Origin of the sequence: Streptococcus suis, from assembly GCF_016775005.1 — a bacterium.
Taxonomy (GTDB): Bacteria; Bacillota; Bacilli; order Lactobacillales; family Streptococcaceae; genus Streptococcus; species Streptococcus suivaginalis.
The window spans coordinates 235,504-258,347 of the sequence record NZ_JAEUXI010000003.1 but is presented as its reverse complement, the minus strand read 5'-3'; the positions used below and the strand labels follow the sequence as shown (position 1 = coordinate 258,347).

At 46.8% G+C, this 22,844-nt stretch carries 15 protein-coding genes; 4 read left to right on the top strand and 11 right to left on the bottom strand.

The window, feature by feature from the left end; genetic code table 11:
* Positions 1–240 precede the first annotated feature (240 nt).
* From JNG37_RS04875 to JNG37_RS04840, 8 genes are all read right to left on the bottom strand, one after another.
* Positions 241–843: a nitroreductase family protein gene (locus tag JNG37_RS04875; RefSeq protein ID WP_158456504.1), complete on the bottom strand. Its 603-nt coding sequence runs from the start codon at positions 841–843 to the stop codon at positions 241–243.
* 144 nt (positions 844–987) lie between these two features.
* Positions 988–5,379, bottom strand: coding sequence for a PolC-type DNA polymerase III (locus tag JNG37_RS04870; RefSeq protein WP_158456502.1), 4,392 nt, complete (start codon positions 5,377–5,379; stop codon positions 988–990).
* Positions 5,380–5,469: 90 nt separating this feature from the next.
* The gene (locus JNG37_RS04865) at positions 5,470–7,326 is read right to left on the bottom strand and encodes a proline--tRNA ligase (protein ID WP_158456500.1); all 1,857 of its coding nucleotides are present in this window, start codon (positions 7,324–7,326) and stop codon (positions 5,470–5,472) included.
* 331 nt (positions 7,327–7,657) lie between these two features.
* Positions 7,658–8,917, bottom strand: coding sequence for an RIP metalloprotease RseP (rseP, locus tag JNG37_RS04860; protein WP_158456498.1), 1,260 nt, complete (start codon positions 8,915–8,917; stop codon positions 7,658–7,660).
* 9 nt (positions 8,918–8,926) lie between these two features.
* Positions 8,927–9,721 (bottom strand): phosphatidate cytidylyltransferase, encoded by a 795-nt coding sequence (locus JNG37_RS04855; RefSeq protein WP_187321627.1) that lies wholly within the window; start codon positions 9,719–9,721, stop codon positions 8,927–8,929.
* Positions 9,722–9,745: 24 nt separating this feature from the next.
* Positions 9,746–10,501: an isoprenyl transferase gene (locus JNG37_RS04850; RefSeq protein ID WP_158456496.1), complete on the bottom strand. Its 756-nt coding sequence runs from the start codon at positions 10,499–10,501 to the stop codon at positions 9,746–9,748.
* Positions 10,502–10,611: 110 nt separating this feature from the next.
* Entirely contained in the window at positions 10,612–10,938 is a 327-nt protein-coding gene (gene yajC / locus JNG37_RS04845) for a preprotein translocase subunit YajC (RefSeq protein WP_158456494.1), read from the bottom strand.
* Positions 10,939–11,027: 89 nt separating this feature from the next.
* Positions 11,028–12,320 carry an adenylosuccinate synthase gene (locus tag JNG37_RS04840; RefSeq protein ID WP_002937782.1) on the bottom strand — a complete coding sequence of 431 codons (1,293 nt, stop codon included), beginning with the start codon at positions 12,318–12,320 and terminating at the stop codon, positions 11,028–11,030.
* 355 nt (positions 12,321–12,675) lie between these two features.
* On the opposite strand from JNG37_RS04840, the gene gshAB reads away from it, so the two are divergent.
* The 4 genes from gshAB (at position 12,676) to dusB (ending at position 20,135) form a co-directional block, all read left to right on the top strand.
* The gene (gene gshAB, locus JNG37_RS04835) at positions 12,676–14,907 is read left to right on the top strand and encodes a bifunctional glutamate--cysteine ligase GshA/glutathione synthetase GshB (RefSeq protein ID WP_158456492.1); all 2,232 of its coding nucleotides are present in this window, start codon (positions 12,676–12,678) and stop codon (positions 14,905–14,907) included.
* A gap of 184 nt (positions 14,908–15,091) precedes the next feature.
* Positions 15,092–18,193 carry a DUF6359 domain-containing protein gene (locus JNG37_RS04830; protein ID WP_158456490.1) on the top strand — a complete coding sequence of 1,034 codons (3,102 nt, stop codon included), beginning with the start codon at positions 15,092–15,094 and terminating at the stop codon, positions 18,191–18,193.
* 78 nt (positions 18,194–18,271) lie between these two features.
* The gene (hslO, locus tag JNG37_RS04825) at positions 18,272–19,138 is read left to right on the top strand and encodes an Hsp33 family molecular chaperone HslO (RefSeq protein ID WP_024414102.1); all 867 of its coding nucleotides are present in this window, start codon (positions 18,272–18,274) and stop codon (positions 19,136–19,138) included.
* Positions 19,131–20,135 (top strand): tRNA dihydrouridine synthase DusB, encoded by a 1,005-nt coding sequence (dusB, locus tag JNG37_RS04820; protein WP_158456488.1) that lies wholly within the window; start codon positions 19,131–19,133, stop codon positions 20,133–20,135. Before hslO ends, dusB begins: the two co-directional genes overlap by 8 nt.
* Before the next feature lie 38 nt (positions 20,136–20,173).
* On the opposite strand, the gene JNG37_RS04815 is transcribed toward dusB, so the two are convergent.
* From JNG37_RS04815 to JNG37_RS04805, 3 genes are read right to left on the bottom strand one after another with little or no spacing between them, the layout of a single operon-like run.
* Positions 20,174–20,947 carry an NUDIX domain-containing protein gene (locus JNG37_RS04815; protein ID WP_158456486.1) on the bottom strand — a complete coding sequence of 258 codons (774 nt, stop codon included), beginning with the start codon at positions 20,945–20,947 and terminating at the stop codon, positions 20,174–20,176.
* Between the two features lies 1 nt (position 20,948).
* Entirely contained in the window at positions 20,949–21,755 is an 807-nt protein-coding gene (pnuC, locus tag JNG37_RS04810) for a nicotinamide riboside transporter PnuC (RefSeq protein WP_158456484.1), read from the bottom strand.
* 9 nt (positions 21,756–21,764) lie between these two features.
* A complete protein-coding gene (locus JNG37_RS04805) occupies positions 21,765–22,802 on the bottom strand; it encodes an AAA family ATPase (RefSeq protein WP_158456482.1) in 1,038 nt (345 codons plus the stop codon).
* Positions 22,803–22,844: the final 42 nt, after the last annotated feature.

Genomic DNA, 22,844 nt, shown 5'->3' with positions numbered 1-22,844 from the left:
TTGAAGCTGGGCTGACAAAAAAACTTCCCACAGAGCAGGAAGTTTCAGATTCTATCCGACAGTCTTACACTCACCAAGATAAACTGGCAAGGGATATTTTCAACTGCCGACGCAATAAAGCAAACTGTAAGTTTTATGTATTCAATGAAAATTGAAAATAGCCTAGGAAGCGAAGTCGAAGGTAGAACTGAAGTTCACCAAGACAAGCTGACAACGGATATTTTCAATTTTCGAAGAATACTAGTTACCAAAAACCTTTACACGGTCAAAATCCGCCATGTATTCTTTATCTGCTGCTGGAGCTGCAATGCTACCGAATGGCGCTTGGGCACGGAGTTTCCAGTTAGCTGGGATATCGTATTTTTCAGCAACTTGTGCATCAACCAGTGGGTTGTAGTGTTGTACGTTCATGCCGATATTTTTCTCAGCGAAAGCCAACCACACCGCGTACAAGTTGATACCGTGAGCTTGTTCAGACCAGATTGGGAAGTTTTCAGCGTAAAGTGGGAAGCTTTCTTGCAAGCCTTTCACCACATCTTGGTCTTCGAAGAACAAGATAGTACCAGCACCAGCCGCAAAGCCTGCCAAACGACCTTTTGTGCCTTCAAAAGCTTCTGCTGGCGTTACTTTTTCTAATTCGCTGTAGGCAATTTCATTCCAAAAAGCGTCTGATTCAGCACCGAAAAGCACAACGGCACGGCTTGATTGTGAGTTGAAAGCTGATGGAGATTCTTTCATAGCTTTTTCTACAAGCGCTACTACTTCTTCGTTTGATACTGGCAGGTCTTTACCGAGTGCATAGATAGAACGACGAGTTTCTTGAAGTTTTGCAAAGTTTGACATATGTTTTCCTCTTTTCTTAATTATTACTACCTAGTAGTATTTATCACTATGTAGAGATTATATACCTGTACAGGAAAATAGTCAAGAGTCTTGACTTATTTTTTATAAAAAAATCACTGCTTCCAAAAGAAACAGTGATCAGATCTAAAATAATTCATCAAAGAGACTCAGCTGGTTATCCTCTGGCATTTTACCAAGGATGCCCATTTCATCCATTTTTTCGACCAGTGTACCTGACAATCCACCACGCTTACGGAGTTCTGTCTTGGAGAGGAATTCTCCCTCAGCACGCGCCGCCACAACTTGCTTGGCTACGTTTTCTCCTAGACCATCCATAGCGACGAATGGTGGGATAAGTGTGTCTTCTTCAATCAAGAAGTCAGTCGCATGAGACTTGTAAAGATCCAATTTACCGAACTTGAAGCCACGTTCCAGCATCTCGTTGACCAATTCAAGCGTGGTGTAGAGGTCCTGTTCGACGTTTGAGGCTTCATTGTTCTTCTTCTTGAGAGCAATTTCTTCCATCTTGGCCTTGACTTTATCTAAACCACCTGACATGGTCGCCAAATCAAAGGCCTTGGCACGAATAGAGAAATAAGCACAGTAGTAGTAAAGTGGGTGATGAACCTTGAAATAAGCAACCCGCAGGGCCATCATAACATAGGCAGCCGCGTGGGCTTTAGGGAACATGTACTTGATTTTTCCACAGGACTCGATATACCAATCTGGCACATTGTTATCCTTCATAGTTTGGATGTAGTTATTGCGTTCATCCTCTGAAATCTTGAGCCACATGCCCTTCCGCACCCGCTCCATGATATTAAAGGCCATCTTAGGCGGTAAACCTGCGTGCATGAGATAAACCATGATGTCATCCCGACAACCGATAACTGTGGATAGGTCGGCAATTCCTGCCTTAATCAAGTCCTGGGCATTGCCCAACCATACGTCTGTACCATGGGATAGACCAGACAGCTGCAAGAGTTCTGCAAAGGTGGTCGGTTTGGTTTCCTCCACCATCCCCCGTACAAAGTTGGTTCCGAATTCAGGAATACCCAACATACCTGTCGGCGTCCCAATCTGCTCTGGGGTAACTCCCAGAATTTCCGTACCAGAAAAGAGGGCCATCACTCCCTTGTCATCAGCAGGAATGGTCTGCGGATCAATGCCTGACAAATCCTGCAACTTGCGAACCATGGTCGGATCATCGTGACCCAGGACATCGAGTTTCAGGACGTTCTCATCAATATCGTGGAAGTTAAAGTGGGTGGTCTGCCAGTTGGCTGTCACATCATCGGCAGGATACTGAACAGGCGTAAAGTCATAGACATCCATGTAGTCAGGGAATACGATAATTCCCCCTGGGTGCTGACCAGTCGTCCGTTTGACACCAGCAGCACCAGCAGCCAAGCGTTCTACTTCCACATCACGGTAGAATTTGCCATAATCCCGCTCATAGCCTCGGACAAAACCATAGGCAGTCTTAGCAGCTACCGTACCAACCGTTCCTGCACGGAAGGCATTTTCTTCACCAAAAATATCCCGAACATCCAAATGGGCAGAGGGTTGGTCATCTCCTGAGAAGTTCAAATCAATATCGGGAACCTTATCTCCATCGAAACCAAGGAAGGTCTCGAAAGGAATGTCCTGGCCATCTTTTTTATACTTGGTCCCACACTTTTCACAATCCTTATCTGGCAGGTCAAAACCTGAACCATAGGAACCGTCTGTGATAAATTCACTGTGTTGACAATTTGGACAGACATAGTGAGGAGGCATAGGGTTTACTTCGGTAATCCCAATCATTGTCGCAACAAAACTGGATCCGACAGACCCCCGTGAACCAACTAGGTAGCCCCGCTCATTTGACCGTTGCACCAACATCTGTGAAGCCAGGTAAATCACGGCAAATCCATTACCCAAAATGGACGTCAATTCCTTCTCAATCCGCAGATCGATAATATCCGGTAGAGGATTGCCATAAATCTCAAAGGCTTTTTGATAGGTCAATTCTGCGACCGTTTCCTCAGCCTTTTCGATATAAGGCGTGTAGAGGTCGGTCTTAACCACCTGAACATCTTCAAAACGGTCGAGCATGGCATTTGGATTGGTAATGACAATCTCACGAGCCAGACTTTCTCCCAAAAAGGCAAACTCATCTAGCATCTCACTAGTCGTTCTAAAGTGGGCTTTTGGCAAGGGAGCTGGCTGGGCATTTTCGCCACTTCCAATAGTCCAGTTGATGGTCGCTCCCTGTCCCAAGGCCCGCACAATAATTTCACGGTAGATTTCTTCTTCTGGGTCAATGTAGTGGACATTTCCTGTCGCTAGAACAGGCAGACCTGCTTTGCGACCTACTTCAATCAACTGCTTTATGGTTTCTTCAATTTCTGCCATGTTTTTGAACTGCTCACGCGCAATCATTGGTGCATAAAGAGCAGGTGGCATGACCTCGATAAAGTCATAGTAGGCAGCAACCTTTACTGCATCATCCATCCCTTTTGACAAGAGGGTATCAAAGACTTCCCCCTCCTGACAGGCCGTTCCTAGCAAAAGACCTTCTCGGTGTTCATTTAAGAGTGTTCTCGGAATACGTGGCACCCCTTCAAAATACTTGGTATTGGAAAGAGAAACCAGTTTAAAGATATTTTTCAAGCCGACCTGATTGGTGACATAAAGTGTTGCATGCTTTACCCTAGCTTTTTTATAGGAATCTTCCGCAATCAGGCGGCTGTTCAATTCCTGGAGATGGGTCAAACCGTGTTTTTCCTTGGCTTCTTTTAGAAAGATGAAGAGCAGGCGTCCTGTCGCCTCCGCATCATAGTTGGCCATGTGGTGGTGCTCAAGAGCAACCCCAAAGCGCTTGGTCAACGGCCCCAAACCATGTCGCTTGTATTCAGGATAGAGGTTTCGGGCAAATTCCAAGGTATCGATAACTGGCTGGCTAATGGTCGCAAGACCTGCTCGCTCATAGTTGACATCCATGAAACCAACGTCAAAGCTGGCATTGTGGGCAACCAAAATCGCATCTTGGCAAAAATCCTGAAATTCACGCAGAACTTGTTCCAAAGGCTTGGAACCACGCACATGTTCATCTGTAATCCCTGTCAAATCCGTCGTAAATTGGCTTAACGGATGACCTGGGTCAATAAATTCATCAAATTCTGCGATGATATTGCCCTTGTGCATCTTCGATGCCGCAATCTGAATCAAGGAGTTATTGACCGCAGAAAGACCGGTTGTTTCCACGTCAAAGACCACATAGGTCGCATCAGACAGATCCATTTCTTGCTCGTTATAAACAATTGGAACCGAATCCTCTACGATGTTGGCTTCCATACCAAAAAGAGCCTTGATCCCCGCTTTGCGGGCTGCATGGTAACCATGAGGAAAGGATTGAACATTGCCATGGTCAGTAATGGCCACCGCCTTGTGTCCCCAAGCCGCAGCACGTGCCACCAAATCCTCGACCGCAGGAAGAGCATCCATAGTGGACATGTTGGTATGGGCGTGAAACTCGACACGCTTCTCCCCTTCGGGCATCAGATCCTTTCGAATCTCTCGCTTGACCTCTTGAACCTCTTGGACATTCATGGTCAAATCGCGCGTGAAGTTATTCATCTCTACATTTCCACGCACCCGCAACCAGGCTCCTTTTTTGACCATGCTGAACTTTTGCGCTTCCTCCTCATTCTTAGCCCATTTTTGCAGGGTGAAAGAAGACGAATAGTCCGTCATCTTGAAATTAATGATGATCCGCCCAGTCCGCGTCGTCTTCTGCTCAGACTCAAAAACTAGTCCCTCAAAGACGATACGGTTTTCTTCCGTATCCACATCAATCATCTGAGTCACTTCGGCCTTGTCTAGGCTGACCTTGGCAGGACGATTTTTCTTAAACTCTGGGACAAATGGCTGAGCTGCCTCTGGAGGAGGGGCCATTTGTGCCAGTTGCTCCATAGCCGCCAGGTTGTCTTGATTGGCCTGCTGATAGATTTCCTCATTTTGCGCATGAAAATCTGCCACCATACTTGCAGTCATATCCTGACAAACTCGAATATCTACCTTGAGATTAGAAAAGCCAAAACGTGCATATTGCTCCACCAAATTTGGCAGGTGGTTCTTCCGAAAATGAGGAGTGTCTATGGTTTCTGGACCCTTAATCCATAGTACGCCCTCCTGGTATTCCACTTCCAAATCCTGGAAGAGCGAGCGAAAACCTGCACTCTGACACAGCTCTTCCTTAAAAGCCAACTTATAATAGGCTTCAACAAGATCGGCAGGATACTCTGTCGTATCCGTCACAATTGCAAAGCGAGCCCGATTCCCTGTCTTTTCAAACTCTGTCAGCAAACGCGCCTGAAATAGCTGGTAATCAACCGCAGACAGCGGAGCCTGAAAGCGAAAGAGGAAGTCCCAAACCTTGCTGAGTTTGTGGACACGGACAGACTCAATTTTAGCTACCGAAAAAACCGCTGACTGTTTGAGTTCAGCAGGCAAACCAATTTGCTCCATTAAGAGTTGAAATGTATCTGACATAGTTTTTCCTTTGAAGTATAGTACACCTATTTTACCATATTCTGTCTCTTTATTCGAGAACAAAAAGACCCGCAAGGCGGGTCTCACTTTTTATACTTGTAGTAAAATCTGCAAGGTTTCAAGGAGTTGGTCCACATGAACTTCAACAGTATCACCTGTTCCCTTGATTTTCACTTCGACAATGCCATCAGCTGCTTTCTTACCAACAGTCACTCGTACCGGCAAGCCAATCAAGTCACTGTCAGAGAACTTAACGCCGACACGCTCGTTACGGTCGTCAGTTAATACTTCATAGCCTGCACCAACCAAACTTGCTTCGATAGACTGAGTCAATTCCATTGCCGCTTCATCTTTGACATTGACTGGAATCAAATGCACATCAAATGGTGCCAATTCTTTAGGGAAGTTGATTCCCCAAGCGTACCGGTATTCGCCTTTTGGTGTCTTGTTAACAAAGAGGCGAGCGTGTTGCTCAAGAACGGCTGACAAGAGGCGACTAACACCGATTCCGTAGCATCCCATGATAATCGGCATAGAACGACCATTCTCATCTAAGATGTTGGCATTCATGCTGTCTGAATAGCGTGTACCGAGTTTGAAGATGTGACCAATCTCGATACCACGGGCAAAGTTGAGAACCCCGTGTCCATCTGGAGAAGGTTCACCTTCCTTGACTTCACGAATGTCCACATACTCAGTCACTTGGAAATCACGTCCCGCATTGGCACCTGTGTAGTGGAAACCGTCTTCGTTGGCACCGACTACAGCATTTTTCACATCTTGCACCTTGCGGTCTGCAATAATCTTGATGTTTTCTGGCAAGCCGACTGGTCCAAGGGAACCAAAACCTGCACCGAAGATGTTTTCAGCATCCGCTGGGCTAGCAGCATCAAAGAAATCTGCGCCAAGGTGGTTTTTCAATTTGACATCGTTCACTTGGTCATTGCCAACAAGGAGGGCAACAACTGGCTCACCGTCTGCCATAAAGAGCATAGTTTTGATAGTTTGCTCTTCAGCGACATTCAAGAAGGCAGCAACTTCGTCGATGGTTTTGGCATCTGGCGTCGCTACTTTAACCAAGTCTTCTTCGACGACAACTGCTGTACTTGGTTTGTACTCGCTAGTTGCCATTTCTAGGTTGGCAGCGTAGCCTGATTCACTAGAGTAGGCGATGGTATCTTCACCAGACACAGACCAAGCCAAGAGTTCCGCCTTGATTGCTTCAAGAACATCCTCTGGGATTTCTTCAAAAGAAGCAACTGACTTGTCCAAGACAACCCAACGGTCCAGGTCAGTACGGTCTGGTGTAATAGCCATAAACTCCTGGCTATCCTTACCACCCATGGCACCACCGTCACCGATGATAGCTTTGAACTCCAAGCCTGCACGAGTGAAAATAGCCTCATAGGCACGCTTGTAATCATCGTAGGTCTGGTCCAAGCTCTCGTAGCTAGCATGGAAGCTATAGCCATCTTTCATGATGAACTCACGACCACGGAGAAGACCATTACGAGGGCGTTTTTCATCACGGTATTTCGGCTGGATTTGGTAGATGTTGAGCGGCAACTGTTTGTAAGACTGGACCGCATCACGCGCCAAAAGGGTTACTGTTTCTTCGTGGGTTGGACCCAAGATAAAGTCAGAACCTTCGCGGTTTTTGAGCTTGTAGAGGTCGTCTCCATATGTTTCGTAACGACCTGACTCACGCCAAATGTCCGCTGACAAGAGAGCTGGTGCCAAAAATTCAATAGCATCAATCTTATCAAACTCCTCACGCATGATATTTTTTGCTTTTTCAATCACACGGTTAGCCAATGGCAAGTAGCTGTAGATACCAGCAGAAATCTGACGGACATAACCCGCACGCAACATCAAAGCGTGGCTAATTACCGACGCATCCGAAGGCATCTCCCGTAAAGTAGGGATAATCATTTTAGACTGTTTCATGTTGATGATACAGAGAGCGACCAAAAAGCGACCGAATTTTAGGAAACGTCCTGAAATCCTGATTTCAGAAGTCGTTTATCTAAATTCCGAGCTTTTCGCTCGAGTTCAAATCTGAAAACTCTCTGTTCCTTTCTTTTTCGTATTTTTCAGAACATCCTGCGTTTAGCACGCATTCAATTCCTTTCGTAGTTTAACTGGATTAGGAATCACAGAAGTCACTTATCAAAACCCTCGCTGACGCTCGAGTTCAAATCTGAAAACTCTCTGTTTCTTTCCATCTTTTTTATCAGGAAAACACAGGTTGGGCCTGTGTTTACACTTTCATTCGTCTCTAGAAGAAGACGCGCATAATATCATTCCATGTCACGACTAGCATGAGAACGACCATGATGGCAACTCCTGCTAGAGTGATGTAAGATTCCGTCTCTTGTTTGAGCGGTTTTTTGCGAATGGCTTCTAGGATATTCATTACAATTTTACCGCCATCTAGGGCTGGAATAGGAATCAAGTTAAAGATTCCGAGGTTAATGGACAGGGCAGCCATCAATTGCAGGACGTTTGCCCACCCGCTTTCGGCAGCCTGGGCACTAACGCTGTAAATCGCAACTGGTCCACCCAACTGTTTAACATCAAAATTAGCAATCAGGTTCTTCAGGGCTGTCACAATCAGAAGTGCAGTTGCTCCCGCCTCTTGGAAACCTCCGATAATCTTATCAAAAAATCCTGTTTTCAAGGCTGGAGAAACCCCAATACGGTAACTACCATCAACCTCTTGGGCAAGGACCGTCACTATTTTTGTCTGACCATCCTGCTCTACTTCTAACTCCAAACTTGGTGCGGTCGTGGCATCCGAAACAGCTGCATCAATCTGCTCCACAATCGCATAGTAATCAGTAGTCAACTGTCCATTGATCGATACAATTCGATCCCCTGTCTCAATTCCAGCTGCCTGGACAGCCCCACCATCAACAACCGTAATGGCATTACTGGTCGTATCGGCAACCCCACCTTGCATAAACATCAAGAGGATAAAAGTCAAGATACCCAAGATAAAGTTGTTAAGAGGACCTGCAAAGTTGGTCAAGAGGCGCCCCCAAACACTGGCATTTTGATACTGGACATCTAACGGAGCAATCCGCAACTCTGTCCCATCTTCTTCCACAATCGTAGCATCATGCTCGACAGAGTAGGTCTCTTCCTCCCCTGCCACCAAGCCAGTAATAGTCAACTTCTCTTCAAAATCAAAGTGGGTCACATTGATCGGCAAGGCTTGCGGATCAATCGGCTTATCTGACAGATTGATTCGGGTTACGATTCCTGAAGTGTTGCGGCTCAGACTAGCAGGACTACCTGTCTTAATTTCAGTCTTATCTTCGCCCCAACCCGCCATTCGAACATAGCCTCCCAAGGGCAAAATCCGAATCGTATAGAGGGTTCCATCTTGTCCACGATGCGAAAAGATTTTGGGTCCCATTCCGATTGCAAATTCACGAACCAGGATACCTGCCTTTTTGGCAAAGTAAAAATGACCCCATTCGTGGATGACCACAATCACCCCAAAAATAAATAGAAACGCTAGAATTCCCTTCATAAACTCTCCTTAGAACAAACCGAAGAGGTGCATGATTGGGAAGACAAAGATCATCCCATCAAAACGGTCCAAAATACCACCGTGTCCTGGAATGAGTTTCCCAGAATCTTTGACTCCAAAACGACGCTTGATAGCTGATTCGACCAAATCTCCAAATTGGGAGAAAACAGAGAAAATCGCAACCAAAAGCAACATGGTCGGAATTGGGAAGATGCCACGGATGGTCTTGTCAAAAATCAAAAATATTCCCGCCACAAGAACAGCTGATAAGATTCCTCCTACAAAACCTTCAACAGTTTTATTCGGAGACACTCTTGGCACTAATCGTCGGCGACCAAACTGACGACCAATCATATAAGCACCAATATCTGTTGCCCAGACAATCAGCAAGGCATAAAAAACCTTGTTGAGTCCATCCATTCGCGCCAAAATCAGATTATGGAAACCAATACCAACATAGAAACTGGAAGCAATAGGAAAGACAACTTCCGAGTAGTTGTAGGAACCAAAGTTGATAACGATGGAGCCTAGTAAAAGGAAGACAACCAAGGCAAAGGCAGTATAATTACCATCTGTCGGCAAAAAGGACAGGTAATTTTCCAAGGGCAAGGTCAGGACCAAGGTCGCTAGCATAGCCAAGACACCTTCAAGTGAATTAGGAGCTAAACCATGCATCTTGATCAACTCAGCCACTGCAATCATTGCCAAGAGAGCAACAAAAAGCTGAAAGGCAACTCCACCCACCCATAAAAAGGGAACAAAGACCGCAAAGGCCGCCGCTCCAAAAATGACACGTTTTTGCAAATCGTTCTTCATCATATATCCTCGCTACACACCACCAAAACGGCGATGGCGTCTATTGTATTCTTTTATCGCCTCTGTCAAGGCTTCTTGGTCAAAATCTGGCCAAGCGACATCTGTAAAGTAGAGCTCGCTATAAGCAGTCTGCCAAGGTAAAAAATTACTGAGTCGAATTTCTCCACTCGTGCGGATGACCAAATCAGGATCCCGCAAATTCGGATTCAAGAAATGCGTGTAGAGATAATCCGAAATCAAGTTTTCATCAATATCCCCAGGATTCAATTTGGCATCCAGGACATCCTGGGAGATGGCTTTAACCGCATCGGTCAATTCAGCACGTCCACCATAGTTCAAGGCAAAGTTCAAAATCAACCCTGTATTGCGTTTGGTCGTCTCTTCAGCCTTGTAAAGAGCATCCAAGGTTGCCTGTGGCAGGCGACTGTGGTCTCCGATCATCTGAATTTTCACATTGTTGGCGTGCAGCTCTGGGACATATTTGTCATAGAACTCTACCGGCAGGTTCATGATGAAGGAGACTTCTTTTTCTGGTCGAGACCAATTCTCTGTCGAGAAAGCATAGACTGTCAGCACTTTGACGCCTAAATCAGAAGCTGCCTTGGTCACCTTTTGAAGGGCATCCATTCCCGCCTTGTGGCCCATGACCCTCGGCTGCATCCTTTTTTTCGCCCACCGTCCATTTCCATCCATAATGATGGCAATATGTTTGGGGACTTCGATGGCTGTTTCAATGGTTATTTTTTTCTTAAAACCGAAGTTAAACATATCCTTGTTCCTTTGTATATTAAATCAGTCTATTATACCATATTTTCAGGCAAATGAAAAAGAGGGACCTTTAGGATTCCCTCTTTCTAGCTATTTTTTGCAGGAGCAGCTTATTCAGCCTCAGTTGCTGCCGCTTCTGTGCTTGCAACTTCTTCTACTGCTGGGCTCAAATCTTCTGCTGTCACGTTCGCTGCCTCTGCTACGCGTTGGCGGATAGCACCACGTTCAAAGGTCAAATAAACCCCATCTACATCCAAGACAACTTTTTTCTCATCAATTTCATCGACAATACCAAATAGACCACCAATTGTGACGATTTCATCACCTTTTTTGATTTGGTTGAGCGCATCTTGGCGTTGTTTTTGTTGCTTGCGCTGGCTGTACATCATAAAGGCCAACATGGCAACCATAGCTAGTGGTAAAATTAATCCTTCCATTGGAACACCTCGTTCATTTTTTTACTTTGCTGACTATTATAACAAATCTGAAAAAAAGAACAAGCAGAAAACTGCTTGCCTTTTCTGTTTTATTTTGCGCTCCATACACTCTCAAGGATGTTGGTCTGTTCACGACCAGGTCCTACTGAGAAGGTTGAGATACGAACGCCGACCAATTCGCTGATACGACGAACATAGTTACGAGCCGCTTCTGGCAATTCATCCAAGCTACGTACACCTGTGATGTCTTCAGACCAACCTGGCATTTCTTCATAGATTGGTTTGCAACGTTTGAGTTGCTCCAAGCTTGCTGGGTAGTGGTCAATACGCTCACCATCCAAGTCATAAGCCACGCAGATTTTCAATGTTTCAAGACCTGACAAGACGTCAATCGAGTTGAGGGACAAGTTGGTAATACCTGACACACGGCGGCTATGGCGCATGACCACTGAGTCAAACCAACCAACGCGACGTGGACGGCCAGTTGTCGTACCGTACTCCTTACCGATTTCTCGGATACGGTCTCCGATTTCATCGTGCAATTCCGTTGGGAATGGTCCGTCACCAACACGGCTAGTGTAGGCTTTACATACGCCGACAACCTTGTCAATCTTGCTTGGGCCGACACCGCTACCGATGGTCACACCACCCGCAACTGGGTTTGAAGAAGTAACGAACGGGTAAGTACCTTGGTCAATATCCAACATAACCCCTTGGGCACCTTCAAACAAGACACGTTTACCTTGATCGAGGGCATCGTTCAAGATAACAGAGGTATCTGTTACATATTTCTTGATTTCTTGACCGTAAGCGTAGTATTCTTCAAAGATTTCGTCAAACTCAATCGGAGTTGACTCATACATTTTCTCAAACAAACGGTTTTTCTCAGCCAAGTTTGTTCTCAAACGCTCCGCAAAAATCTCCTTGTCCAAAAGGTCTGCAATACGGATACCAACACGAGCTGCCTTATCCATGTAAGCAGGACCGATACCCTTGTTAGTTGTGCCAATCTTGTTCTCACCTTTAGATTCTTCTTGCAACTGGTCCAATTTGATGTGGTAAGGCAAGATGACGTGTGCACGGTCTGAAATCCGCAAATTATCTGTTGTCACACCTGAATCATGGAGATAGTTGATTTCCTTGACCAAAGATTTTGGATTGACAACCACACCATTACCGATGACAGAAATCTTTTCTGGGAAGAAGATTCCTGACGGAATCAAGTGCAACTTGTATTTTGTTCCATCAATGACAATCGTGTGACCTGCATTGTCACCACCTTGGTAACGAGCAATCACTTCTGCATTAGCTGACAAGAAATCGGTAATCTTGCCCTTACCTTCGTCACCCCACTGGGTTCCTACAACAACTACTGATGTCATAAACTTCTCTACTTTTCTGGACTGTCCTCAGCCCAGCCTTTCTTCAACTCCTGGCAGGAATCTCACCTGCAAGTTTGTCTTACACTCTATTTTACAAAAAAACGAACATTTTTTCAAGAATTCTTCCATATTTCAAATAAAGCGAACATTTACATAAATTAGATACATACAAAAACCATTATCCGACCTTTCTCTCAGTTTGTCCCAGTATATTCTAGGATTCGATCGATATTTCCGAAGAGAAGATGATGATTTTTCTTCATTCCAAAGGAAAAACGTAGCAGAAATTTGTATTTGTTCCCCAAACTAGATAAAATTGGAAGTAGATTTTTAGAGAAACAAAAAAGGATTGCTTATGTTACAAAATTTATCCCCAAACAGCCCCATCCTCCAAGCCACCTTTGGTTTGGAACGGGAATCCTTACGCATCAATGCTGACAACCACGTAGCTCAAACACCCCACCCTGAGAGCTTGGGCTCACGCAGTTTTCATCCTTATATCCAGACGGATTACAGCGAGCCACAGCTGGAGTTGATTACACCAGTGGCTCATTCGACCAAGGAAGCCCGCCGTTTCCTCGGAGCTATTACCGATGTAGCTGTGCGGTCCATGGACAAGAGCGAGTACCTTTGGCCCCTGTCTATGCCACCTGTCATCTCAGAAGATGAGATTCAGATTGCCCAGCTGGAGAGCGACTACGAGTACCAATACCGTGTCGGCTTGGCAGACCGCTACGGCAAGCTACTCCAATCCATGTCTGGCATTCACTATAACTTTGAGCTAGGTAAAGACCTGACCCAACAACTCTTTGCAGTCAGTGGGTATGACGACCTTACCAGCTTTAAAAATACCCTCTATCTCAAACTGGCTCAGAATTTCTTACGCTACCGTTGGCTCTTGACCTACCTCTACGGAGCTAGCAGTCTGGCTGAGAAGGGATTTTTAGCAGATGAGATTGGCTGCGTGCGGTCCATTCGCAATTCCAACTACGGCTATGTCAACGCACCCGATGTCCACATCTCCTTCTCTTCCCTGGACCAATACGTGACCGACATCGAGCAGGCCGTGGCTAGCGGTCAACTGTCCGCTGAAAAGGAATTTTACTCCGCTGTCCGCCTCCGTGGAGCTAAGACCAGTCGAGAATTCTTAACCAAAGGCATTACCTATCTGGAATTCCGCAACTTCGACCTCAACCCCTTTAAGCCACTGGCTATTAGCCAAGAAACGCTGGACACCACCCACCTCTTTGCACTAGCTCTGCTCTGGCTCGATGACATAGAGCAGGTCGACAAGGAACTGGCTCAGGCGGCAGACCTCAACAACCGCATCGCCCTCAGCCACCCACACACTCCCCTACCAGCAGAGGCAGACGCCAGCCCTATCCTGACCGCCATGACAGAGATCGTCGCCCACTTTGGACTGGACGACTACTACAGCCAGCTCATCGCTCAAGTGGAGGCAGCCATTCAAGACCCATGTTTGACCCTCTCTGGAAAAATAGCAGAGCAGGTTGAAGACGGGTCGCTGGAACACTTTGGCCAGCAACAAGGACATGCCTTCCATGACTATGCTTGGACAGCCCCTTACGCCCTCAAGGGCTATGAAAACATGGAACTCTCCACCCAGATGATTCTCTTCGACGCCATTCAGCTGGGCTTGAATGTGGAGATTTTGGATGAAGAAGACCAATTTCTCAAACTCTGGCATGGTGACCATATCGAGTACATCAAAAATGGTAATATGACCTCCAAGGACAACTACGTCATCCCTCTCGCCATGGCCAACAAGGTCGTGACCAAGAAGATTTTGGACCAGGCTGGTTTTTCAGTGCCTGCGGGAGCGGAATTTGCTAACAAGGAAGATGCCCTGCGGTATTACGGGCAGGTAGCCAGCTCTGCTATTGTTGTCAAACCAAAATCCACCAACTTCGGCCTCGGCATCTCTATCTTCCAGGAGCCAGCCAGCCTTGCGGACTATGAAAAAGCCCTGGACATCGCCTTTTCGGAAGACAGCCATGTGCTCGTGGAGGAGTTCGTGGCGGGAACCGAGTACCGCTTCTTCATCTTGGACGGCAAGTGCGAGGCTGTCCTGCTCCGCGTCGCAGCCAATGTCGTAGGGGACGGCAGCTCAACCATCCGTGAATTAGTGGACCAAAAAAACCAAGACCCACTGCGAGGGCGTGACCACCGTTCGCCGCTGGAAATCATTAACTTGGGCGACATCGAACTGCTTATGTTGGAGCAACAGGGCTACACGCCTGATACAGTTTTGCCAGAGGGCGTTCAAGCCTTTCTGCGTGGCAATTCTAATATCTCAACAGGTGGCGACTCCATCGATATGACCGACCAGATGGACGAGTCCTACAAGCAACTGGCCGCCGATATGGCGACTGCTATGGGAGCTTGGGCCTGTGGTGTGGACTTGATTATCCCCGACCGCACCAAGCCAGCCAGCAAAGAAGATCCTAACTGTACCTGCATCGAACTCAACTTCAACCCTGCCATGTATCTGCACACCTATACTTACGCAGGACCTGGGCAGAGCATTACACCGAAAATCTTGCGGAAATTGTTTCCAGAACTATAGCTTTCAACCAAGAACCTTAACGGTTTCTTGGTTTTTTCTTTTCGAGGGTAGGCAGAAAGCTTCGTTTTTTGAATAAAAATGTGAAAACGGATTCTTTTTTCGTCCATCCGATTCATTTTTTGTTACAATATATGTATATAGCAACAAAAGCGTTTTAAGCAAGTTCAATGAAAAGGAGTTTAGTATGAAATTGCGAAGCTATTCCCTTCTTACAGGTTTGGGCTCTGCCGCAGTCACCGCCGGTCTCTTAATCAGCCTGTCTGTTGCTCCCTTGTCCATCCACGCTACGGAAGTAGCCATCGAGAACTATCCGACCCTAGCTGTGACCAATGCTGAGGTGACCATTCAAGGCTACCTTGTCGCACCACTTAACAGTAGCGGGACAGCCTTCGAAGCTACGAACAAAACCAACATCGGACTAGGAGCTAGCCCAACGACCGCTGCCGCCGATACCATTCCTGTACAATTACGGGAACCTTTGCGCAGTCAATTCAACCTGGTTGACCATCCTGAGTTGATTGGTAAGTTGGTTCGCATCACCGGAACAAGCGAGCGCTACATGGGCAGGCCCGGTATCAAGTCAACGACCAGTATCCAAGTATTGGACGAGGCAAGCCCATCAGTTGAAACCCCAGCTGAACCGACTGGTTCAACCGAAACTCCCCCAGCTACAGAAAACGCCCAGCTGACCACTACACCCATTTCGACCGTTCGAGCAGGTAACTTAGGCACCAGCTATACCATTTCTGGAAAAATTATCAGCGCGGTAAATGCTTGGGGTGGCCATGGTTTTTACCTTCAGGGATCCGATGGAGCCGGAATTTACATCTATCCAGGAGCAGCCTTAAGCTACCAGACAGGCGATACCGTTCAACTGACAGGAACCCTTGGAGAATACAAGAGCGAACGTCAATTAACTGCAGTCAGCCAGCACCAGCCTGTGACCGAATCAATTGAGACTCCTGTCCTTGAGACCACCATCGCCCAATTGCCCAACCAACAACAGGCAACCATGGTTAGCCTAAAAGGGGTAACCGTTGGACAAATCCAAAGCGACAACTATCAAAATTCGACCTTCTCTGTAACAGATGCCGATGGACAGACCATTGAAGTCCGTCTCGATAGCCGATCCGGCATCAAGACCGCTGATCTGCTTACCCACATCAACCAGGGAGACAAGATCAACCTCACTGCTGTTTTATCTACTTTTAATGGTAAATTGCAATTAAAACCATTTGCCCTGTCGCATTTTGAAGTGGTTGAAAAAGCCAGCACACAACCAAGCCAAACCGAAGAAGTGACGGTCGGGCAAATCCAAGGAGCTAGCCACAGATCTCCTCTGGTTGATAAAAATGTGAGCCTAAAAAATGCCGTAGTGACCTATGTCGTCTCCAACACTACCTTCTATGTCCAAGACCATACACCAGACAGCGATCCAAAAACATCAGACGGCATCCTCATCTACACGGATTCCCTCAAAACAAACGTAAAAGTCGGTGACCAGGTGAGTCTTTCTGGACGAGTTGAAGAATACCTGGGCAGAGGATATGCGGAACGCGAGGACACCGATTTAACCATCACACAAATTCGAGCTACTGAAGTAACTGTGGATGGGACTGCACCTATACCAGCACCTATCGTCCTTGGTCTTGATCGCATCATCCCAGCCGATATTATCGATAACGACGGATTTGCACAATTTGATCCAGAACAAGATGCACTCGATTTCTGGGAATCACTTGAAGGCATGGTTGTCGCCGTTGATGATGCAAAAATCCTCGGCCCACTTAAAAACAAGGAAATCTACGTTACACCAGCTGCTGGCCAGCTGACTCTAAATAAGGTTGGCGGTGTTAACCTTCGACCTGACGGAAATAACACCAACATTATTCCCCTCCTTTTGAAAAACGGTAAACAAATTGTCAAATCAGGGGACTATTTTACCGGTCGTATTGCTGGACCAGTTACCTACTCTTACACCAATTATAAGGTCTATGTAGATGACAGTACCTTACCACCCCTTCATGAGGGAACGACACAACCTGAAACAACTACCATTCTTCCTAGCGAGGACAAGCTGACCATCGCTTCTTATAACATTGAAAACTTCTCTGCTAACAGTAAGTCAACATCAGACGCTAAAGTCCAACGAATTGCTAAATCCTTTGTTGCAGACCTGCATTCTCCAGATATCATCGGATTGATTGAAGTGCAGGACAACAACGGTGCTACAAACGATGGCACAACGGATGCCAGCCAGAGTGCCGCACGCTTGATTGCCGCTATTCAGGCAGCTGGAGGCCCAGCCTATACCTATGTGGATATTGCTCCTGAAAACAACAAAGACGGCGGACAAGAGGGAGGCAATATTCGTGTCGGCTTCCTTTATAACGCCAACCGCGTCAGCCTTTCCGATAAACCAATTGGTACTGCAACACAGGCAGTAGTTTGGGAAAACGGCGAACTCAACCTCAGTCTTGGCCGCATCGACCCAACCAACAGCGCTTGGGCTGCTGTCCGCAAAACACTTGCAGCTGAATTTGTCTTCAAAGGCGAGAAAGTCGTTGTCCTTGCCAACCATCTCAATTCAAAACGCGGCGACAACGGCCTCTACGGAAAAATTCAACCGGTTAGCCTCCAGTCAGAGGCAAAACGCCATGCCCTAGCTCAGATTCTTTCTGACTTTACCAAGACAGGTCTAGCTCAAAATCCGAGTGCCAATGTTGTTATGTTAGGCGACTTCAACGATTTTGAATTTACCCAAACAGTTGGCATATTAGAAGCAGGAGGAATGGCAAACCTGGTCAGCCTTCATGATGCAGCAGACCGCTTCTCCTATTTCTACAACGGCAATAATCAATCACTAGATAACATTTTGGTCTCTACCAATCTCCTTGATCGCTATGCCTTTGACATGGTCCATGTCAATTCAGCCTTTATGGAGGAACATGGCAGAGCTTCTGACCATGATCCACTCTTGGTACAGCTAGATTTGGCAAAATCTGTAACGACTACACCAACCGAACCAAATACAGACCAACCTACCGACACAGCACCTACAAACACTGGTGAAACAAACAAGGGTCAAAACGGAAAAAATCAGACTGAAACCGAAAAAGAAACCAAGGGATCAGCTACTGTTTCTTCAGAAACCAACCCAGCACCAATAAAAACGAGCCGGAAAAAAATCCTACCTCGTACAGGACAGGAAGGGAGCTTTGTTTTGATTTCGCTAGGACTTCTTACCTTGGCACTCAACCTATTCAAAAAACGCAACCGCTCCTAATAGAGTTTAAGCCTGAAAGCCTGACTTTCAGGCTTATTTTCTTCCCCCTCCCTCTCTACTTGTGCTATAATAATCCTTATGGATAAAATTATTAAAACACTATCAAAAAGCGGGCATTTCCGTGCCTTTGTGCTAGATAGCACAGAAACCGTGAAAACAGCCCAAGAAAAACACGACACTATGGCGTCGTCCACCGTTGCTCTAGGCCGCACCCTCATCGCCAATCAGATCTTGGCTGCCAATGAAAAAGGCGATACAAAAATCACCCTTAAAATCTTGGCTAGCGGTGCTGTTGGGGCTATCATCTCCGTTGCCAATACCAAAGGTCAGGTCAAGGGCTACATTCAAAATCCAGACTTAGATTACAAACGGACAGCGACTGGCGAAGTCATCGTTGGGCCTCTTGTGGGCAATGGGCAATTCCTAGTCATCACAGACTACGGAACCGGTCATCCTTACAACTCCATGACGCCATTGATTTCTGGCGAAATCGGTGAAGACTTTGCTTATTTCTTAACAGACAGCCAGCAGACACCTTCTGCAGTGGGACTGAACGTGTTATTAGACGAAAAAGATAAGGTCAAGGTGGCTGGCGGATTCTTGTTGCAAGTTTTACCAGGTGCGACTGAGGCTGAAATTGCCCGTTTCGAGAAACGCATCCAAGAAATGCCTGCCATTTCGAGCTTGCTGGCTTCTGAAAACCACATAGAGGCTCTGCTATCCGCCATTTATGGCGACGACGACTTCAAACGCCTGTCAGAAGAGGAAATCGGCTTTGTCTGCGACTGCTCTAAGGACCGCTTCCTCGATGCTCTAGCCAGCTTGCCAAAAACAGACCTGCAAGAGATGAAAGACGAGGACAAGGGCGTGGACATCACCTGTCAATTCTGCCAGACCCATTACCACTTTGACGAAAACGATTTGGAGGAACTCATCAATGGCTAATCTCAACACCCCTTTCATGATTGGTGATGTGGAAATCCCCAATCGCTGCGTACTGGCCCCAATGGCTGGCGTGACCAACTCGGCCTTCCGCACCATTGCCAAGGAAATGGGCGCAGGCCTGGTCGTTATGGAAATGATTTCTGAAAAAGGCCTTCTCTACAACAACGAGAAGACCCTCCATATGCTCCATATTGACGACAACGAATACCCCATGTCTATCCAGCTTTTCGGTGGCGATGCAGAAGGACTGAAACGAGCTGCCGACTTCATCCAGAAGAACACCAAGGCCAACATCGTGGACATCAACATGGGTTGCCCTGTCAACAAGGTCATCAAGAATGAGGCCGGTGCCAAGTGGCTCAAGGACCCCGACAAGATTTACCACATCATCAAGGAAGTGACCTCGGTACTCGATATTCCCTTGACCGTTAAGATGCGGACCGGTTGGAACAATACCGACCTAGCGGTCGAAAATGCCCTGGCCGCAGAAAGTGGCGGAGTGGCTGCCCTGGCCATGCACGGACGGACCCGTGAGCAGATGTACACAGGAACGGTTGACCTGGAAACCTTGACCAAGGTAGCTGGCAGCCTGACCAAGATTCCCTTCATCGCAAACGGCGACATCCGTAATGTAGAAGATGCCCGTCAACGAATCGAGGAAGTCGGTGCCGATGCCGTCATGGTCGGACGGACTGCCATGGGCAATCCTTACATCTTCAACCAAATCAACCACTATCTTGAAACAGGAGAAGTCCTGCCCGACCTCTCCTTCGATGATAAACTCAATGTCGCCTTCGACCACCTGACCCGATTGACCAATCTCAAAGGTGAGTCCGTTGCCGTCCGCGAATTCCGTGGCCTTGCTCCCCACTATCTCCGTGGCTCAGCAGGTGCTGCCAAGATCCGTGGCGCCGTTGCCAAGGCAGAAACCATTGAGCAGGTCCAAGAACTCTTTGACCAAGCCAGAGAAGCCTATCAAGAACGGATTGCTAAATAATATTAAAAACTCCAGTATCAGCTGGAGTTTTCTTTGTTTTATGAACTTTCTTTCAAACGGTAGGTCTTTCTAGGCTTCCGCTTAGGCAGGCGCTCTTCCCCCACTTCTTCCACAAAATCTCCATATTTGGCAAGGAAATTGTTGTGGAGTATTTTTTTGTCAGGAGAAATCAGATTGACCAAGTCCGTCGCAGCATAGATGGTAAAAGGTTGCTGCAGGAGATTGAGAAAAGTAGGATTCCACTTCATTCGCCCCTGAATCCGCTGGATAGAGGTCATAACAATCTCATAATGGTCAAAGGCAAAATCCTCTGCCATCAAAACCTGGCCCTCATAGAAGCACTGCGCTGTCTTAAAATCTACATCAATCACAATCGGCTCCCGTCCATCTGGACCTGGCTTGACCAAGTCCAAGGCCTGACTAGGCAGGTAAACCAAGTGTGCAATGGTCATCATCCAGCCCCGCGGATCCCGTTCTGGATTGGAAACCGTCAAGAGCTGCTCGATGTGATTCCGCGGCAAATCCAGTCCTGCTTCTTTTTTTATCTCACGCTGGCAGGTCTGGTAGGCATCCTCGCCTCTGGCAATAAAACCACCTACCAAGGAGAGTTTGTGTTGACAAGGATGGGCAGCCCGCCGAATCAAGAGGAGCTTGATTCGACCCTGGACAAAACTATAAACCACCATATCAGCCGTTACACTAGGCTTTTCAAAACGCGGCAAATCCTGTTGTTGGTACCAGTCCAAAAATTCTTCTTCTGTCCCATATTTTTCATAATATTCCTTGTCTGATAGACCTTCTGGCCTAACCATCCTACGCCACCTGCCCCTCTTTTATAGACTTAGACCACTGGTACCAACCGACCGCACTGTTCAGGGCATAAACCCAGTACATGGCTTGCATGTGAAGAGAAGTCCCCCACCAGAGATAGATAGAAAATAGATTAGTCGCAATCCAGAAAATCCACTGTTCACGGTAAAGATAGGTCATCAAAAATTGACCCGTCCAGTTGGTCCCATCTGTGATAGAGTCACGGAATGGACGAGCCGAACCAACCGATTGATAAATCAAGCCAAAACTTGCCCAAACCAGTAAAGTGAAGCCCAGCCATTTGATCCAGCCCTTCAAGTCCAACTTACGGGCCTCAAACTCCGTCTTCTCCTCTTCCGCCACTCCATTAACACGGGCAGTCAACCAAAAATAAAGACCAACTGGCTGCATGACAATGAAAAAGATGGCTGTCATTACTTCTCCATAAAACATATTTTGATAGGAGAGGGCAAAGTAAATCACACTATTCAGAAAACCAAAAAAGTAGTTACTTGCACGACCTTCTGCCACCATAATCACGCAGACAATGCCCGTCCAGGAGGTAAAAAGCCCAACCCAGTCATGATTGGCAGCACCATTGGTAAACTCTAAGACAAAAGGCACACTCGACAGGACCAGTAAGTAAGACCATTGAAAGAGCGTCCGCCCTAAAAACAGGTCTGCAACAACCGCCTGCAAGACCCCAAGTAGCCCCATTTTCCTTGCCCTGCTTGCAATCGCAGCCATATTTTCTGGAACCTGTGTCATAGCTGTCTTCATCCCTTCGATACGCTGAAGCAATTGATTCATATCTTCCTCCTAATATTCCTGATAAATACCATCGATCAACTGAATGGCCTTGGCATAGTTTTCTGCATAATCCCCACCGATATAAGCCAACTGGGTTTGCGGATGGTTTTTGGCAACCAAATCCTTCAAATGCTCGGTGAAGGCATTGCGAATGTCAGCGTCAGCCATGGTCATATCCCGAAAACCATCATCAACATAAGAACCCGTCGGCAAGACAAAGATAATCAAATCCCATTTTTCATTCTTCACCGTATCCGCACAAAGCGAGTGGAAGGAACTAGAAGTTTCACCGATGTAGTAGTCGTAGTAGGCTTCTGTGACAGTCGCGTTGGTATCTGCAATCACCAATCCCCTGTTGGTCTCCGAATCAATCAAATCAGAGGTTTGCCGGTATTGGCCTGTCAGGAGATAGTTGTAGTCCTTTCCTGTCAACTCATCGTCACGGACATTGTAGCGTTGCTGGTAGTAGCGGGCATATTCCAACGAAACGGGACAGGAATAATAGCGGCCTAGATCTCGCACTAGCGTGGTTTTTCCATTTGAAGCTGAGCCGACCACCAAGACATTCTTAGAAAAGTGACGTCGGAAGGGCTTGGCGATGGAATTCCAATACTTGGCAGGATTTTCCCGAATCAGTGTCGCAGAAATCCCAAAATTTCTCTCCGTAAAGGAAGCTAGATAGCCCCGTGACCGCAATTCCTCTGCATACTCTTTTTCTGAAACATAGAAGACCAAATCCTCATCTTCCCGAGGAGAAACCAAGGCCTCCAAGGCTTCTAACCAAGGGGTCCAACCCTCTGGATAAGGCGGCATGCCAGTCTCATCCAACTTAAAAACAGAAACTAAGGCTTCGTCGTTAAAGGTTTCACGGATATAGCGGAAGCGCTTCTGCAAGCCCAAACCAATCTGATGTCCACGGTCCTGATCATAGCCCGAAACGATGACCACCGCTCGGTCATTTTCTCGTTTGGCACGCTGAATCAAGTCAATGTGCCCCTTGTGCATTGGCGCAAAAGTCCCAAAGATAACTGCAACTGTTTTTTTCATAGATAACCTTTTTATATTTTTTTATATTTTCTATCATACCCC